10 protein-coding genes are annotated in these 15,821 nt (G+C 69.3%); 4 read left to right on the top strand and 6 right to left on the bottom strand.

Going from position 1 to position 15,821, the window contains the following annotated elements; all coding sequences use genetic code 11:
* Position 1 precedes the first annotated feature (1 nt).
* The 4 genes from PA01_01475 (at position 2) to glgA (ending at position 10,251) form a co-directional block, all read left to right on the top strand.
* Positions 2-1,216, top strand: coding sequence for a glucose-1-phosphate adenylyltransferase (locus PA01_01475; protein KON80495.1), 1,215 nt, complete (start codon positions 2-4; stop codon positions 1,214-1,216).
* Entirely contained in the window at positions 1,213-3,174 is a 1,962-nt protein-coding gene (gene treZ, locus PA01_01470) for a malto-oligosyltrehalose trehalohydrolase (protein KON82226.2), read from the top strand. Before PA01_01475 ends, treZ begins: the two co-directional genes overlap by 4 nt.
* A 220-nt stretch (positions 3,175-3,394) precedes the next feature.
* Positions 3,395-8,770 carry a malto-oligosyltrehalose synthase gene (locus tag PA01_01465; GenBank protein KON82225.2) on the top strand — a complete coding sequence of 1,792 codons (5,376 nt, stop codon included), beginning with the start codon at positions 3,395-3,397 and terminating at the stop codon, positions 8,768-8,770.
* A complete protein-coding gene (gene glgA, locus PA01_01460; GenBank protein ID KON80494.1) occupies positions 8,767-10,251 on the top strand; it encodes a glycogen synthase GlgA in 1,485 nt (494 codons plus the stop codon). The genes PA01_01465 and glgA overlap by 4 nt, the downstream gene beginning before the upstream one ends.
* Positions 10,252-10,304: 53 nt before the next feature.
* Here the strand turns inward: glgA and PA01_01455 are convergent, their stop codons facing one another.
* The 6 genes from PA01_01455 to PA01_01430 form a co-directional block, all read right to left on the bottom strand.
* Positions 10,305-11,258 (bottom strand): glycosyltransferase family 4 protein, encoded by a 954-nt coding sequence (locus tag PA01_01455; protein KON80493.1) that lies wholly within the window; start codon positions 11,256-11,258, stop codon positions 10,305-10,307.
* Between the two features lie 20 nt (positions 11,259-11,278).
* Entirely contained in the window at positions 11,279-12,430 is a 1,152-nt protein-coding gene (waaF, locus tag PA01_01450) for a lipopolysaccharide heptosyltransferase II (protein KON80492.1), read from the bottom strand.
* Positions 12,418-13,065: an HAD family hydrolase gene (locus PA01_01445; GenBank protein ID KON80491.1), complete on the bottom strand. Its 648-nt coding sequence runs from the start codon at positions 13,063-13,065 to the stop codon at positions 12,418-12,420. The genes waaF and PA01_01445 overlap by 13 nt, the downstream gene beginning before the upstream one ends.
* On the bottom strand, positions 13,056-13,793 hold the full coding sequence (locus PA01_01440) for an SDR family oxidoreductase (GenBank protein KON80490.1): 738 nt from the start codon (positions 13,791-13,793) through the stop codon (positions 13,056-13,058). The genes PA01_01445 and PA01_01440 overlap by 10 nt, the downstream gene beginning before the upstream one ends.
* Entirely contained in the window at positions 13,790-15,049 is a 1,260-nt protein-coding gene (locus tag PA01_01435; protein KON80489.1) for a glycosyltransferase, read from the bottom strand. Before PA01_01435 ends, PA01_01440 begins: the two co-directional genes overlap by 4 nt.
* A 143-nt stretch (positions 15,050-15,192) precedes the next feature.
* Positions 15,193-15,720, bottom strand: a complete 528-nt coding sequence (locus tag PA01_01430) for a DUF421 domain-containing protein (GenBank protein ID KON82224.1) — start codon at positions 15,718-15,720, stop codon at positions 15,193-15,195.
* Positions 15,721-15,821: the final 101 nt, after the last annotated feature.

The following is a 15,821-nucleotide window of genomic DNA, read 5'->3' as shown; positions in this document are numbered from 1 at the left end:
CATGATTGCCGGCAAATCAGTGCTTGCGTTCGTCATGGCGGGGGGGGAAGGCAGCCGCCTGCACCCGCTGACGGCGGAGCGGTCGAAACCGTCCGTGCCTTTCAACGGACGCCACCGCATCGTCGATTTCGTGCTGTCGAACCTCGTCAATTCCGAGATCTATTCGATCTATCTGCTGGTGCAGTACAAGTCGCAATCGCTGATCGAACACATCCGGCGTTCATGGGTCATGAGTCCGCTGATTCCGCACCACTATGTCACCGTCGTGCCGCCGCAGATGCAGCACGGGCCGGAGTGGTTCCAAGGAACGGCCGATTCGGTGTATCAGAACCTGCACCTCATCGAGCTGGTGAAGCCGGATCTCGTCGTCGTGTTCGGCGCGGATCACGTCTATCGCATGGATCTGCGCCAGATGATCGAATTCCACGTCGCGACGCAGGCCGATGCGACCGTCGCGGCGCTCCCCGTGCCGCTCGAACTCACGAGTTCGTTCGGCATCATCCGCACCGACAGCGCCGGGCGCATCCGTGATTTCCGCGAGAAGCCCGAAACGGCCGAACCGATGCCGAACCGGCCGGGCCACGCGCTGGCATCGATGGGCAACTACGTGTTTTCCGCCGATCTCCTCGTCGACGCGCTGATGCGCGCGCATTCGCGCGGCGGCCACGATTTCGGCAAGAACCTGCTGCCGGCGATGGCCGAGCGCAACCGCGTCATGGCGTACGACTTCACGACGAACCGCATGCGCGGCATCCGCGACTACGAGGAGCCGGCGTACTGGCGCGACGTCGGCACGATCGACGCCTATTACGACGCGAACTTCGACACGCTCGGTGAATTCCCGAAATTCTGCATGTCGAATCCGCACTGGCCGATCTACGCGAACCCGGACCAGACCGAAGCCGCCCAGGTCCACGACGGCCACATCCGCACCGCGTCGCTCGGCGCCGGCGTCGTGATCCGGCGTGCGGTCATCGAGCATTCGCTGTTGCGCCGCGAAGTCGTCATCGAGGAGGGGGCCGAGGTGGTCGATTCGATCATCATGGACCGCTCGGTCGTCGGCACGGGGGCGCGGGTGCGTCGCGCGATCATCGATCAGTACAACTTCGTTCCTCCGGGCATGAAGATCGGCTACGACCTGGAGGCCGATCGCCAGCGTTTCCACATCAGCGAATCCGGCGTCGTCGTCGTCGGCAAGGGGCAGCTCAAGCCATGACCATGCATTACCGCGATACCGGCCTTCCGGGCCGGGAATCACCCGAACTGGAATACGCGGGCGCTCGCCCGGGCGGGGCGTCGCACGCCGGGACGTCGCACCATATCCACCGCATGCCGTTCGGGCCGGAACGCATCGACGAGCACGACGAGCGCGCCGGCTACCGTTTCCGCCTGTGGGCGCCGGCGACCAAGCACGTCGAGCTGTGCCTTTTCACGCGCTCGGGAGCGAAGCATTACGTGACGTGCGCGAAGTCCGAAGGCTGGCACACGTGCCGCGTCGTCGACGCGCGGGCGGGCGATCTTTACATGTTCCGCCTCGACGGCCAGCTCGAAGTGCCGGACCCGGCGTCGCGCTTCAACCCGCACGACGTCCACGGCCCGAGCCTGCTCGTCGACCCGCGGCAGTTCAAGTGGGAGGACGGCGCGTGGCACGGGCGGCCGTGGCACGAGGCGGTGGTGTACGAACTGCACGTCGGCACCTTCACGCCCGAAGGGCGTTACGATGCCGCGGAGCGCAAGCTTCCGGAACTCGCGCGGCTCGGCGTCACCGCGATCGAGCTGATGCCGCTCGCGGATTTTCCCGGCCGCCGCGGCTGGGGCTACGACGGCGTGCTGCCGTTCGCGCCCGACGCGGCGTACGGCTCCCCCGACGAGCTGAAGCGTTTCGTGCAGAGCGCGCACCGGCTCGGCCTGATGGTGCTGCTCGACGTCGTCTATAACCATTTCGGCCCGGACGGCAATTATCTGCAGGTGTATACGCCGCAGTTCTTCACGACCGAACATGCAACGCCGTGGGGCGGCGCGATCGCGTTCGACGGCGTCGCGAGCGCGACGGTGCGCGAATTCTTCATCCACAATGCGCTGTACTGGCTCGAGGAGTATCGCTTCGACGGCCTGCGGCTCGACGCGGTGCAGAGCATCTTCGACGCGTCGCCCCGGCACATCCTCGAGGAGCTGTCGATGTGGGTGCGCGCGCGCGCGACCCATCGCCGGCTCCATCTGGTTCTCGAACACGTCGACAACGAGGCGTCGCGGCTCGGCGCGCCGCAGTCGCAAGGCACTTACGATGCGCAGTGGAACGACGACTTCCACCACGCCGCCCATGTGCTGCTGACGGGCGAGCGTGACGGCTATTACGCGGACTACGCCGACCATCCGGTGCGTCACCTCGTGCGCTGCCTCGCCGAAGGTTTCGCCTATCAGGGCGAATTGTCGCCGTTCCACGGCAGGCCGCGCGGCGAGCCGAGCGCGGCGCTGCCGCCGACCGGGTTCGTCAATTTCCTGCAGAACCACGACCAGGTCGGCAACCGCGCGTTCGGCGAGCGGCTGGTGACGCTGGCCCCGCCCGACCGGCTGCGCGCCGTCGTCGCGCTGCAGTTGCTCGCCCCTTCGCCACCGCTGCTGTTCATGGGCGAGGAGGCCGGGGCGACGACGCCTTTTCTGTACTTCTGCGACTATCAGGGCGAGCTCGCGACCGCCGTGCGGGAAGGCCGCAAACGCGAGTTCGCCGGTTTCGAGCATTTTTCCGCGGCCGGCGGCAATGAGAACGACGGCGAGGGCGTGCACGAGATCCCGGATCCGTGCGCCGAGGCGATGTTCCTCGCGAGCAAGCTCGACTGGAGCGCGCGCGAAAGCGAAGCGGGGCAGCGATGGTTAAGTTTTTATCGGGAGCTGCTCGGCTTGCGGCACGAGTTCGTCGTGCCGCGCGTGCCGCAGATCGTCGCCGGCGGCTGCACGACGACGATGCACGGCGACGCGGCGTTCGAAATCCGCTGGCCCTGCACCGACGGCGCCGCGCTCGTGTTGCGTGCCAATCTCGCCGACGCGGCAGTGACGTTCGATCGCCTCGACGTCGAGCCGTTCGCGGCGCTCGGGCCGGATGCGGACGACCCGCGGCAACTTGCGCCGTGTTCGGTGCGGGCGTATGTCGTGCTGCCGGGCGGCGTGAGCAGGTAGTTGAACCTTGAAACCGCAGCTGTCGCATCGAAAGCCCTTCGACAAGCGTGTCCTGAGCGAAGTCGAAGGGCTCAGGGCGAACGGTGCTGGCATCCGATGGGTGAGGAGGTAAAAATCCGTTCGTCCTGAGCCTGTCGAAGGATGAGCGGATTTTTAGCGGCGCCACTGCTGTTTCTGGATTGAAAAGAAGCGCAGGAACCGCCTGCAACAAGGGGGAAAAATGGAAGGCGAAACGGCGAGCGGGAGGGGAAGCGACGCGGACTCGGGCACGGGGCACGACGGCGGCGAAGCGGGCACGGCGCTCGACGCGCTGTGCGCGTATCTCGGCGTTGCGCTCGAGTACGAGGACGCGTGGGGCCGGCGTACGCTCGTACCGGACGCGAAGAAGCGCGAAATCGTCGCCGCGCTCGGCTATCCGGTCGCCGGCGAGGCCGAGGCGCAGGCCTGCCTCGCGGACCTGCGCGCCGCCGCGCGCCGGCGCATCCTGCCGCCGCTGATCGTCGTGCAGGGCGGCACGCCGCCGTTGCGGCTGGCGGCGAACCTGCCGGCGGAATTGATCGGCCGCACGCTGCCGTGGCGCATCGTGCTCGATGATGGTGGTGAGCGTTCCGGTGTCGTCGTGCCGCGCTCGGCCGCAGTCGACACCGCCTTGCCCGACCTCGCCTTGTCCGACATCGCCTCGCCCGCGGCTCCTGGCGGGGACGGCGACGACGACAGCCGCCGCCCGGTGCTGCTGGAACTGCCCGTCGACGTCCCGCCGGGCCACCACCAGCTGCTGCTCTTCGAAGCGGCGCAGCCGCCGCGCGAACTCGCCGCTGCGGCGCTCGCGATCTGCCCCGCGGCCTGTTTCCAGCTGCCTCGCCCAGCGCCGCAGTGCGTCGGCGACCGGCTGTGGGGGCCGGCGGTGCAAGTGTATGCGCTGCGCTCGTCGCGCAACTGGGGGATCGGCGATTTCGGCGACCTGCTGCGCCTCGTCGACCTCGCCGCCGATGCCGGCGCGCACGTCGTCGGCGTCAATCCGCTGCACGCGCTGTTCCCGCACGACCCGGCGCGGGCGAGCCCGTACAGCCCGTCGAGCCGCGAATGGCTTAACGTGCTGTACATCGAGATCGAGACGACGCGCGACTACGGCGAATGCGCCGCCGCGCGCCAGCGTGTCGAAGAGCCCGCGTTCCGGCAGCGCCTCGAAGCGCTGCGCGAGACCGAGTTCGTCGACTATGGCGGTGTCGCCGCAGCGAAGTTCGAAGTGCTCGAGATGCTGTACCGCCATTTCCGCAGCGTGCATCTCGAGCGCAACACGCAGCGCGCCGGGCTGTTCCGCGACTTCCAGCGCGAGGGCGGGCGCAGCCTGCGCGCGCACGCACTGTTCGACGCGCTGCAGGAACGGTTCTTCCGCATCGACGCGGCAGTGTGGGGCTGGACCGTGTGGCCCGAAGCGTATCGCGACATCGACGGTCCGGCGGTCGAAGCGTTCGCGCTCGCCAACGAGGAGCGCGTCGAGTTCTTCGAGTACCTGCAATGGCAGGCTGAAGCGCAGCTGCGCCGCGTTGCCGCACGGGCCCAGGCGCGCGGCATGGCGATCGGCCTGTACCGCGACCTGGCAGTGGGGGTTAACGAAGGCGGCTCGGAGACCTGGATGCGGCCGAAGCTGCATGCGCTCGGCGTCCACGCCGGTGCGCCGCCCGACGAACTGAACCCGGCCGGGCAGGACTGGGGTTTTCCGCCGGTCATCCCGCAGCGCCTGGCAGCCGAGCGCTTCGAACCTTTCCTCGCGGTGCTGCGCGCGAACATGCGCCACGCGGGGGCGCTGCGCATCGATCACGTGATGAGCCTGATGCGCCTGTTCTGGCTGCCGGGCGACGGGCAGCGCGAGGTCGGCGCGTACGTCGCCTATCCGATGGAGGAACTCCTCGGGCTGCTGTGCCTCGAGAGCCGCCGCCATCGCTGCGTCGTCATCGGCGAGGACCTCGGTATCGTGCCGCAGGAAGTCCGCGACGCGATGGCGCGCCACGCGGTCCTTTCGTACCGTCCGCTGTATTTCGAGCAGGACTGGGACGCCGGCAGCTTCAGGGTGCCGCGGGACTGGCCGGCGCAGGCGGTCGCGGCGGTGTCGACGCACGATTTGCCGACGCTGCGCAGCTACTGGCGCGGCTTCGACTTGCAGCTGCGCGACAGGCTCGGCATGTATCGCGAACCGGGCATGCGCGATCGCCAGTTCGAGCGCCGCGACGCCGACCGCCGCGCGCTGCTTGCCGCGCTGGCTGCCGAAGCAGTTCTCGGAGAGCGGTCGGGCGAGTGGCAAAACGAAGGGCAGGGTGACGGACTCGGCAGCGATCCAGGGCTCATCGCGGACGACGATCCGCGCCTCGCCGTTGCAGTGCATCGCTTCATCGCGCGCACGCCGGCGGCAATCGCGGTGGTGCAGTTCGAGGACGTCCTGGGACAGCTCGAAGGCGTCAATCTGCCGGGGACGAGCGAGTCCGAATACCCCAACTGGCGCCGCAAGCTCGGCGCCGATCTCGCCGACCTCGAAGTCGATCCGCGATGGCGCGCGGTCAGCGCCGCGATCGACGCGGAACGGCCGTGCCCGCTGCGCGAGCTCTCCGGCGGGCCGCCCGACTTCCACCCGGAAACTGCGGCGATCCCGCGTGCGACGTACCGCCTGCAGTTCCACGCCGACTTCGGTTTCGCCGCGGCCGAAGCGGTGCTGCCGTATCTCGCCGAGCTCGGCATCAGCGACGTCTATGCGGCGCCGTTCCTGAAAGCGCGCCCCGGCAGCCGGCACGGCTATGACATCATCGACCACCAGGCGGTGAACCCGGAGATCGGCAGCGAAGCGGACTTCGACCGTTACTGCGCGCGGCTCGCCGAGCTCGGACTCGGGCAGGTTCTCGACGTCGTGCCGAATCACGTCGGGGTGCTCGGCGCCGACAACGAGTGGTGGCAGGATGTGCTCGAGAACGGCGAGGCGTCCGAATGCGCGGACCACTTCGACATCGACTGGCAGCCGCCTTTCCCCGAGCTGCGCGGCAAAGTGCTGCTGCCGGTGCTCGGCGACCAGTACGGGCTGGTGCTCGAAGCCGGCGAGCTCACGCTCGGCTTCTGCGCCGAGCGCGGCGAATTCAGCGTGCATTATTTCGAGCACCGCTTCCCGGTCGATCCGTGCGACTACCCGTCGATCCTCGCGCCGGCCGCATCGACGCGCGGCGCGCAGAGCGTCGTCGCCGCCGAGCAGGTCGAACTCGAGACGCTGCTCGCGGCGCTGCGCCACCTGCCGCCGCGCGACGTCGCCGACCCGGCGCTGCAAACCGAGCGCCGCCACAACAAGAACCTCTTCAAGCAGCACCTTGCAGCGCTCCACGAGCGCCTCCCGGCGGTGCGTGCGCGCATCGAGGAACGGCTGGCGGCGTTCAACGGGCGCGTCGGCGAACCGTCGAGCTTCGACGCGCTCGACGCGCTGCTCGCGCGCCAGGCGTACCGGCTCGCGTCGTGGCGCGTCGCCGCCGACGACATCAACTACCGCCGCTTCTTCGACATCAACGACCTCGCGGCGCTGCGCATGGAAGTCGAAAGCGTGTTCGAGGCGACGCACGCGCAGATCTTCCGCTGGCTCGCCGAAGGGCGCGTGTCGGGCCTGCGCATCGACCACCCGGACGGGCTCGCCGAGCCGGTCGCGTATTTCGAGCGCCTGCAGGCCCGCCATGCGGCGATCGCGCGTGAGCTGGCGCTCGCGCGCGGCACGCCGCCGGCAGGCCCGGAGCCGGCGCTGTACCTCGTCGTCGAAAAGATCCTCGCCGAGTTCGAGCCGCTGCCGGGCGACTGGCCGGTGCACGGCGACACCGGCTACCGCTTCGCGAACCTGTGCAACGGGCTGTTCGTCGATTCGGCGCAGGAGTCGCGCTTTTCGCGGATCTACCGCGCCTTCACCGGCGAAGCGCGCAATTTCAGCGACGTGCTGCACGAAGCGAAGTTGCTGATCATGACGCATTCGCTGCCGGGCGAAGTCAGCGGGCTCGCGGTGCTGCTCCACGACATCGCGCAGCACGACCGGCGCACGCGCGATTTCACGCGCAGCCGGCTGCGCGGCGCGCTCAAGGAGATCGTCGCCGGCTTCCCGGTCTATCGCACGTATATCGGGCCGCGCGGCGTCTCCGACACCGACCGCCGCTACATCGAGCGCGCCGTCGCGACCGCGGCCGCGCGCACCCGCGCAGGCGATGCGACGGTGCTGCGCTTCGTGCGCGACGTGCTGGTCTCGGCGCCGACCGAAACCGCCGCCGAACTGCGCCTGCTCAAGTTGCGCTTCGTGCGGCGCTTCCAGCAGTTCACCGCGCCGGTGATGGCCAAGTCGATGGAAGACACTGCGTTCTACCGCTACAACCGGCTGGTGTCGCTCAATGACGTCGGCGGCGACCCGCACACGTTCGGCATCGCGGTGCAGGATTTCCACGCCGCCAACGAGCGCGTCGCGGCGAGCCACCCGTTCGGCCTGGTCGGCAGCTCGACTCACGACAGCAAGCGCTCGGAGGACGTGCGCGCGCGCATCGACGTGCTGTCGGAGATGCCGGGCGCGTGGCGGCTCGCGCTGCGGCGCTGGCGCAAGCTCAACGAGCGCCACAAGCGCCGCGTCAACGACGCGCTCGCGCCGTCGTGCAACGACGAGTACCTGCTGTACCAGACGCTGCTCGGCGTGTGGCCGGCGACGCCGCCCGATGCGCGCGGCCTGGCCGAGCTCGCGCGCCGCGTCGACGCGTACATGCTGAAAGCTGCCCGCGAGGCGAAACGGCACACCAGCTGGATGAACCCGGAACCCGGCTACGAGGCGGCGCTGTCCGGCTTCGTACGGCGCCTGTTTGCCGGCGGGCTCGACAATCCGTTCGTCGCCGACTTCCTGCCGTTTCACGCGCGGGTGTCGTGCTTCGGCTGCTACAACAGCCTCGCGATGGCGCTGCTCAAGCTCACCGCGCCCGGCGTGCCGGACATTTATCAGGGCTGCGAGACGTGGAACTACCGGCTCGTGGACCCCGATAACCGCGTCCCGGTCGATTTTGCCGCCGCGCGCGAACTCCTGCACGGCTTGCAGCAGGAGTGTCCGGACGGCGCGGACGAAGCCACGCGACGCAGCGCGCTCGCCGCGATGCTCGACGCGATGTCCGACGGCCGCGACGACGGGCGTATCAAGCTGTACGTGCTGTGGCGCGCGCTCGCGGTGCGCCGCGAGTTCGAGCAGACGATGCGTTTCGGCCGCTACGTCGCGCTGGAGACCGACGGGCCGGCGGCGCTGCACGTCGTCGCGTTCGCGCGCGTGCTCGGCGACGACATCATCGTGGTCGTCGCCTCGCGCCTGCTGTTCACGCTGTGCCGCGGCGATGCGGCGCTGCTGCGCGACGCGGCGATCTGGCAGGACACGTTCGTCGAGCTGCCGGCGTTCTCGGAAGGCCGGCAATGGCGCGACGCGCTGGGCGGGCAGGACGTGCGGCCGGCGTGCGCCGGCAACCGCTGCCGTCTCGACGTCGCGCGCCTGTTCGACGGGCTGCCGCTGGCACTGCTCGTGCCGCAACGCGACCGTCCCCCCGGCGCCGGGGAGGCACAGTGAGCGCGGCCAGGAAAGCCGCCCGACTCCGCGTGCTGTTCGCGACGTCCGAATGCGCGCCGTGGGCCAAGACCGGCGGGCTCGGCGACGTCAGCGCGAGCCTGCCGGCGGCGCTGGCCGCGCTCGGGCTCGACGTGTGCGTGCTGCTGCCCGGCTATCCGTCGGTGCGCCAGGCGGCGCGCAATGCGCGCAAGGTCGCTGACATCCGCTCCGTGCACGGTCTGCCGTCCGCCCGTCTGCTGCGCGGCCGGCTGCCGAGCGGCGTGCCGGCGCTGGTGCTCGACTGTCCGTCGCTGTACCGGCGCGAGGGCGGCCCGTACCAGGACGCCGAAGGCGTCGACTACAGCGACAATGCGCTGCGTTTCGGGCTGCTGTCGCACGTCGCCGCGCGGCTTGCCAGCGCCGCGAGCCCGCTGGTGTGGCGCGCGGACATCCTGCACTGCAACGACTGGCCGACGGCGCTCGCGCCGGCGTACCTCAAGCTCGGCCTGCGCGAGCCGGCGCCGAGCCTCGTCGTCGTCCATAACCTCGCGTTCCAGGGGATTTTCCCGCTCGACGTCGCTGAACGGCTCGGACTGCCGCCCGAGAGCCTGAAGTCCGAAGGTGTCGAGTACTGGGGCAAGCTGTCGTTCCTGAAAGCGGGCCTCTACTACGCCGACCGCATCGTCGCCGTCAGCCCGACGTACGCGCGCGAGATCCGCACCGAAGCGCACGGCTGCGGCATGCAGGGGCTGCTCGAAAGGCGTGCGAACCGGCTTGCCGGCATCCTCAACGGCATCGACATGGACGCGTGGAACCCGCGCACCGACCCGCACCTCGAGACGAACTACGACGCGGACACGCTCGAAGACAAGGTGCCGAACAAGCGCGCGCTGCAGGCCGAGCTCGGCCTCGCGGCCGACGACGATGCGCTGCTGCTCGGCATGGTCACCCGCCTGACCGACCAGAAAGGCATCGACCTGGTGCTCGACGCGCTGCCGCAACTGCTCGCGCGCCCGGTGCAGCTCGCGCTGCTCGGAGGAGGCGATGCGCGCTTCGAGCAGGCGTGGCGCGAACGCGCGGCCGCAACGCCGGAGCGTATCGCGGCGGTGATCGGCTTCGACGAGCGGCTCGCGCATCGCATCGAAGCCGGCGCCGATGCGTTCGTGATGCCGTCGCGCTTCGAGCCGTGCGGGCTGAACCAGATGTACAGCCAGCGCTACGGCACGCCGCCAATCGTGCGCGCGACCGGAGGGCTCGTCGACTCGGTCGGTGATTTCAGCGTCGATGGCCTGCATCGCGGCGAAGCGTCGGGGTTTCTGTTCGCCGACGCGACGCCGGCGGCGCTCGTCGAAGCGGTCGACCGCGCGCTGACAGTGTTCGCCGACCGGGTGGCGTGGCGCACGCTGTGCCGCAACGGCATGGCGCGCGACTTCAGCTGGGGGGGCAGCGCCGGCCGATACGCGCGGCTTTACGTGGCGATGCGAGCAGTGGCGGCAGCCTGAGCCGCGCCGCCCACGCCGCTTCGCGCGGCGCCCGGACGCGCTCGCGCGCCCCTCTATGCCGTGACTTCGGCAAAGACATGCAGCCAGTCATCGACGAAGCGCTCGATGTTGAAGCGCTCGAGGGCGATGCGGCGGGCGCCGGCGCCGAGCCGCGCCGCTTCGTCGGGCGCTTCGATCAGGTGCCGCATCGCCTCGACGAGACGCTGCGGGTCGGTGTCGAGGAAGCCGGATTCGCCGTTGCGGATCACCGTCACGAGTTCGGTGGTCGCGAGCCCGACGACCGGCAGGCCGATCATCATCGCTTCGATCGCGGCCAGCCCGAGGCTCGTCCAGCGCACCGGATGGAAGTAGAAGCGGTAATGCGACAGGAATTGCGGCAGCTCCGGGTTCGGGATCTCGCCGAGCCCGCCGCTGCATTCGGACGCCATGCCGACGAGGTCGAGCGGAACCTGTGCGCGCGCCATCGCGAAAACGTCCGCGCCGAGGCGGCGGCCGCGGCGCGCGAGATGGTTCACGACCGCAACGCCGCGCGGCAGCCCGCCTTCGTAGCGTACGTGCGGCGGCACGATCACGCCGTGGTCGATGACGCGCGTCGGCGTGCGGCCGTTGTCCCACATCAGCGCATTGAACGGCGTGACGTGCACCAGCAGCGTCGCCGGGTCATCGACCGGGTGGCGCGTGTTCGTCGGATGCACCTGCGGCGTGTCGTGTTCGAGGTAGATGCGCGGCAGGCGCCGCTGCGCGGCCGACAGCACGCGGTACTGGTCGTCGTCGTAGTGGCTGCGCGACTGGAAGAGGATGCAGTCGAACTCGGTCGTCGCAACCTCTTCGAGTGGCAGTTCGACGACGTTGTCGTCCCACGGCAGCACGCCGGCGCGGCCCGCGTAGCCGGGCGAGCGCGCCGCATCGACGGGAATGTAGAAGGTGTGCGGCACCTGGCTCAGGTAGTAGAGATAGTTGCCATGCACATGCCACGTGAAGATGCGCAGCGGGGCGGACGATCGCATGAGGTTTTTTCCCCGTGCAGTCAGAAGAGGCCGTGCTCGCTGGCGCTGATCGCCGGCAGCGGGACGGAAGACTGTTCGGCGCCGAGGTCGAGCAGCTCGCGGGCGGCTTCGGCGACGCGCTGCGGGTCGAGCAGCCGCAGGCAGTTATGGTGTCCCTGCGGGCACACGCTGCGGTAGCAGAAACGGCACGGCACGTCTTCGTAGAGCACGCGGTGCGCGACTTTCCACGGCGCATGCTGCGGGTTCGTCAGCGCGTAGATGTCGACGACCGGAGTGCCGACCGCGGCGGCCAGATGCACCGGGCCAGTGTTGTTCGCGATCAGCACTGCGGCTGAATCGATGACCGCGGCGAGCTCGCCGAGCCGCAGCCGGCCGGCGAGCGACGGCAGGGAAACCCCGGCGAGCGAGCGGATCGTATCGACCAGCGCGCGCTCGGATTCGTCTCCGGTGAAGAGGACCTGGAACGCCTGACCGCTGCCCGCGAAGCCGAGCACGCGGTTCACGACTGCCGCGAAATGCTCTTCCGGATAGCGGCGTGACGGCGCCGACGCGCCGGGGTGGATGACGACGTACGGCCGCTCGGGGTCAATGTTTTCGGTGCGCAGCAGCGCACGTGCATGGGCCTTGTCGTCGTCGCGCAGCCGGAACGACAGGCGGCGGTCGTCGCAGCTCGCGCCGACTGCGGCGACGAGGTCGAGCTGGCGGCGCACCTCGTGGCGCAACAGCTCCTGCGGCTCCGGGTCCTCGATCCAGTCGGTCAGGAGCTGATACGGGTTCTCGCGGCAGTGCGCGAGCCGCAGCGGAATGCCGGCGAGCCAGCACAGCATCGCCGCCGGCAGCGCGCTCTGGCTATAGACAGTGAAGATCACGGCGGCGTCGAAGCCTCGCTCGCGCACCCGCTGTGCGGCGTCGATCAGGCCTTCCGGCGGACTGTCGGCGCCCGGCATCCACGGCGCGCCGGCCATGACGATCGCGTCGTCGACTTCCGGCACGAACGGGATCGCGGCCGCTCCCGATGCCGTTGCGAGCAGCGTGATGTGCCGCCCCGGCGCGGATTCGCGCAAGGCCCGAATCGCCGGCGTCGTCATCAGCACGTCGCCGAGGTTGTCGAGCCGCACCGCGAGGATGCGCCGTGCGTCTTTCCAGCGCGCGGCACGCGTCAGCGCGTCCATTCCGGCTCGTCCGTCTGCCACACCGTGAACCCGTTCTCGGGTTCGCCCGCGCTGTCGTCGGGCACTTCGGCCGGTGTCCACGCGAGGATGCCGTCGACCGCTTCGGCGAGGCTCGATGCGACGAGGTCGGGCTCGCGCATCGGTCCGCGGCGCCATTCCGTTTCCGATCCCACCGCGAGCAGCACGGTGCGGCCGCCCGCCCGTCGCCCGGCTTCGACGTCGTCGAGGATGTCGCCGATCAGCCACGAGCGGCGCAGGTCGAGGCGATGATCCTGCGCAGCCTGCAGCAGCAGCCCGGGTTCGGGCTTGCGGCATTCGCACCGGCTCGCGAAGCGCGCGTCAGTGCCGTGCGGATGGTGGGGGCAGTGATAGATCGCGTCGAGCACGACGCCGTACGGCGACAGCCGCGCGGCGATCGCAGCCCACACCGCTTCGAGCGCGTCGGGTTCAAACAGGCCGAGCGCCACGCCCGGCTGGTTCGTCACGAGGATGAGCCGGTAGCCGTGGCGCTGGAGCCGTGCGAGCGCTTCGCCCGCCCCTTCGCGCAGACGCACTTGGGCCGGATCGACGTTGTACGGCACGTCGTCGATCAGCGTGCCGTCCTTGTCGATGAAAACCGCAGCATTCAGGGCCACGATGTCTCCCCCATCGGCAGCACGGTGATCTCCGGCACGACACTGTCCGCCGGCATCTGCAGCACCTGCACGACTGCCGCTGCGACGGTCGCGGGTTCCTGCAGCGTCGCCAGGTCGATGTCCGGAAAGCGGTCGAGCAGGAAAGGCGTGCGCATGCCGCCGGCAATGACCGCGGTGACCTTGATACCGAGCGGGCGCAGCTCGGCGTGCAGCGCGTGCGAGAAGCCGAGCAGGCCCCATTTGCTGGCGTGATAGACCGAGGCGTTCGGCCACGCGCGCTTGGCCGCGGTCGAGGTGATGTTGATGATGTGGCCGCTGCCGAGCGGGCGCATCTGCTCGAGCACGCGCTTGCAGAACAGGAACGGGCCGCGCAGGTTCGTCGCCATCACGTGGTCCCACTGTGCGACTTCGAGCTCGCCGAGTGGCAGCGTGTAATCGACGCCGGCATTGTTGATGAGGATGTCGATCGCGCCGAAGCGCTCGCGCCCGGCATCGAGGCAATCGGCGACCTGCTGCTCGTCGCCGACGTCGACGGCGCAGTGCATCGTCTGGTAACCCTTGTCGGTCAGCGCCAGCGCGGCCTGCTCGGCGAGATCGGCGCGCACGTCCGCGATGATGACGCGCGCGCCGCCTGCGCACAGCGCTTCGCACAACGCCTTGCCGAGCCCGCGTCCGCCACCGGTGACGAGAGCGGTCCTGCCATCGAGGGGGGTGTTGGGGAGAGTCATAAGCCGATTGTCCTTTCGCTGATCTTGAGCGCGGGAGCGGGTTGCACGGCGCGGTAGACGGTCTCGAGCGCGCTCGTCACGCGCTGCCACGTGAAGCCGCTGCGCACGCGCCGCATGCCGGCGCGGCCGAACATCCGCCCGAGCGACGGTTCGCGATGCAGGCGCGCCAGACGCGCGGCGAGCGCCTGCGGGTCGTGCGGCGGCACGAGAAATCCCGTGACGCCGTCGACGACGGTGTGCTTGATGCCGCCGACTTCCGAGCCGATCACCGGGCAGCCGCACGCCATCGCTTCGAGCGGCGTGATGCCGAACGGCTCGTACCACGGCGTCGTGACGAACACATCGGCGCCACAATAGAAGTCGCGCAGCGTCGCGCGTGCGCGTCGCCCGGTGAAGATCACGCATTCGGCGACGCCTTCGGCTTCGGCGATCGCCGCGAGGCGGCCGATCTCGGGCGTCAGCGCGGCATCGGGTTCGTCCGACTCGCCGCCGACGACCAGCAGCGTCGCATCGACGCCGTGCTGCCGCCGCAGTTCGGCGATGCCGCGGATGACGTTGTCGATGCCTTTGCGCGGCACCAGGCGCCCCAGCTGCAGGACCACGAACTGGTCGTCGCCGATCCCGAACTCCTTGCGCAGCGATCGCCTTCCGGGCCCCAGTTCGGTGGTGTCGACGCCGCACGGCACGACCGAGACGCGCTCGGGCTGCGCGTCGTAGAGGTCGACGAGATCGCTGCGATCCTGGGGACACTCGGCGACGATGCGGTCGGCCGAAGCGACCAGCAGCTCCTCGATGTCCGTCCGCGCTGCCGGAAACCCGTCCGCGCTGCCCTGATGCTGGCGCCGCACTTTTCCGAGCGCGTGGAACGTGATGACGAACGGCGTGCCGTATTCCTCGCGCATCCTCAGCGCAGCGATGCCGGACATGAAGAAGTTCGCATGGACGACGTCGTACGGTCGTCTCCCGGCGCAGCAGGCGACGAGGCTTTCGCTGAATTCCTCCATGTGCGGCAGCAGCGCCTCCTTCGCGATGAAGCACGGTGGTCCGGCGGGGACCGGGATCACCCGCACGTTCGGGCCGAAGCGCACGACAGGCGGCAGGTCCGGGCTGTCGCGCCGCGTGAAGACATCGACGCTGTGCCCGGCGCGTCCCAGTTCGCGCGCGACGTAGGCGACGTACACATTCTGGCCGCCGCTGTCGACGCTCCCCAGGGTCGCGAGCGGGGAGGCGTGTTCGCTGATCAGTGCAATTTTCATGTTGTCGCCGCCTATGCTGTCGTACGGAGGGATCGCCCTCGCTTCGGCAAGCTCTGTGCCCGGACGGAATACGGGCCCTGGACGCGCGCGGGGATGCGACACGGGCAGTTCGATGTAACTTCGCGTGGCGTGCGGGGAAGGAGTTACAGGGGGCGCGGATCGGAAGGCACCTTGTTGGGTTCGCCGCCGTCCTGCCTGAGCACGGTGATCGTGCCGTTGCTTTCCATGAAGGCGGCGCGCACTTCGGCCACATCCTCGATGCCGTGTTCGCGCAGCTTCGAGCGCAGTTCCTCTTCGCTGATGAACTCGCGCCGCAGGTTGCGGTGCAGGATCTGCCCTTCGCGCACCAGCGGCAGCGTCGGCGGCTGCAGCAGGCGGCGCAGGCGCTCGGAGCGGAACGCGAGGTAATCGAAAATGACATTCCACGCGATGATCGTCCCGACGAGTATCAGCCCGTCGGTGATCGAGCGGTATTCACCCGCCATCGCGTTCTGCGCGGCGTCGGCGATGAGCACCAGCAGCAGCACGTCGGCGACGCCGACGGCGCCGATATCGCGCTGCAGGATCGTGCGGAACATCGCGAAAATCGCCCAATACACGAGCGTGCCGCGAATGATGAGCTCGAACGGCGAAACCGTGAGCGCAAACATTTCGTTCCAGTCGATCGCCATGAAGGCCTCCCACGAAGGGGCGGCGATCGTTCCCGCGGGCGTCGCCGTTTCACGCTCCCCTGCAATCGGCTTTCCCGGCGCAGGCGCCGCAACCGCCATCA

The sequence above is a fragment of the Azoarcus sp. PA01 genome (assembly GCA_001274695.2).
In the GTDB taxonomy this organism is placed as follows: Bacteria; Pseudomonadota; Gammaproteobacteria; order Burkholderiales; family Rhodocyclaceae; genus Aromatoleum.
Note: the sequence above shows the minus strand (reverse complement) of the source record. Positions and strands in the feature narration are given on the sequence as shown.

Excerpts from the sequence above, each read along its gene's own strand:
- PA01_01475 (KON80495.1), top strand. The coding sequence starts at position 2 with ATGATTGCCGGCAAATCAGTGCTTGCGTTCGTCATGGCGGGGGGGGAA.
- treZ (KON82226.2), top strand. The coding sequence starts at position 1,213 with ATGACCATGCATTACCGCGATACCGGCCTTCCGGGCCGGGAATCACCC.
- PA01_01465 (KON82225.2), top strand. The coding sequence starts at position 3,395 with ATGGAAGGCGAAACGGCGAGCGGGAGGGGAAGCGACGCGGACTCGGGC.
- PA01_01455 (KON80493.1), bottom strand. The coding sequence starts at position 11,258 with ATGCGATCGTCCGCCCCGCTGCGCATCTTCACGTGGCATGTGCATGGC.
- waaF (KON80492.1), bottom strand. The coding sequence starts at position 12,430 with ATGGACGCGCTGACGCGTGCCGCGCGCTGGAAAGACGCACGGCGCATC.
- PA01_01440 (KON80490.1), bottom strand. The coding sequence starts at position 13,793 with ATGACTCTCCCCAACACCCCCCTCGATGGCAGGACCGCTCTCGTCACC.
- PA01_01435 (KON80489.1), bottom strand. The coding sequence starts at position 15,049 with ATGAAAATTGCACTGATCAGCGAACACGCCTCCCCGCTCGCGACCCTG.
- PA01_01430 (KON82224.1), bottom strand. The coding sequence starts at position 15,720 with ATGGCGATCGACTGGAACGAAATGTTTGCGCTCACGGTTTCGCCGTTC.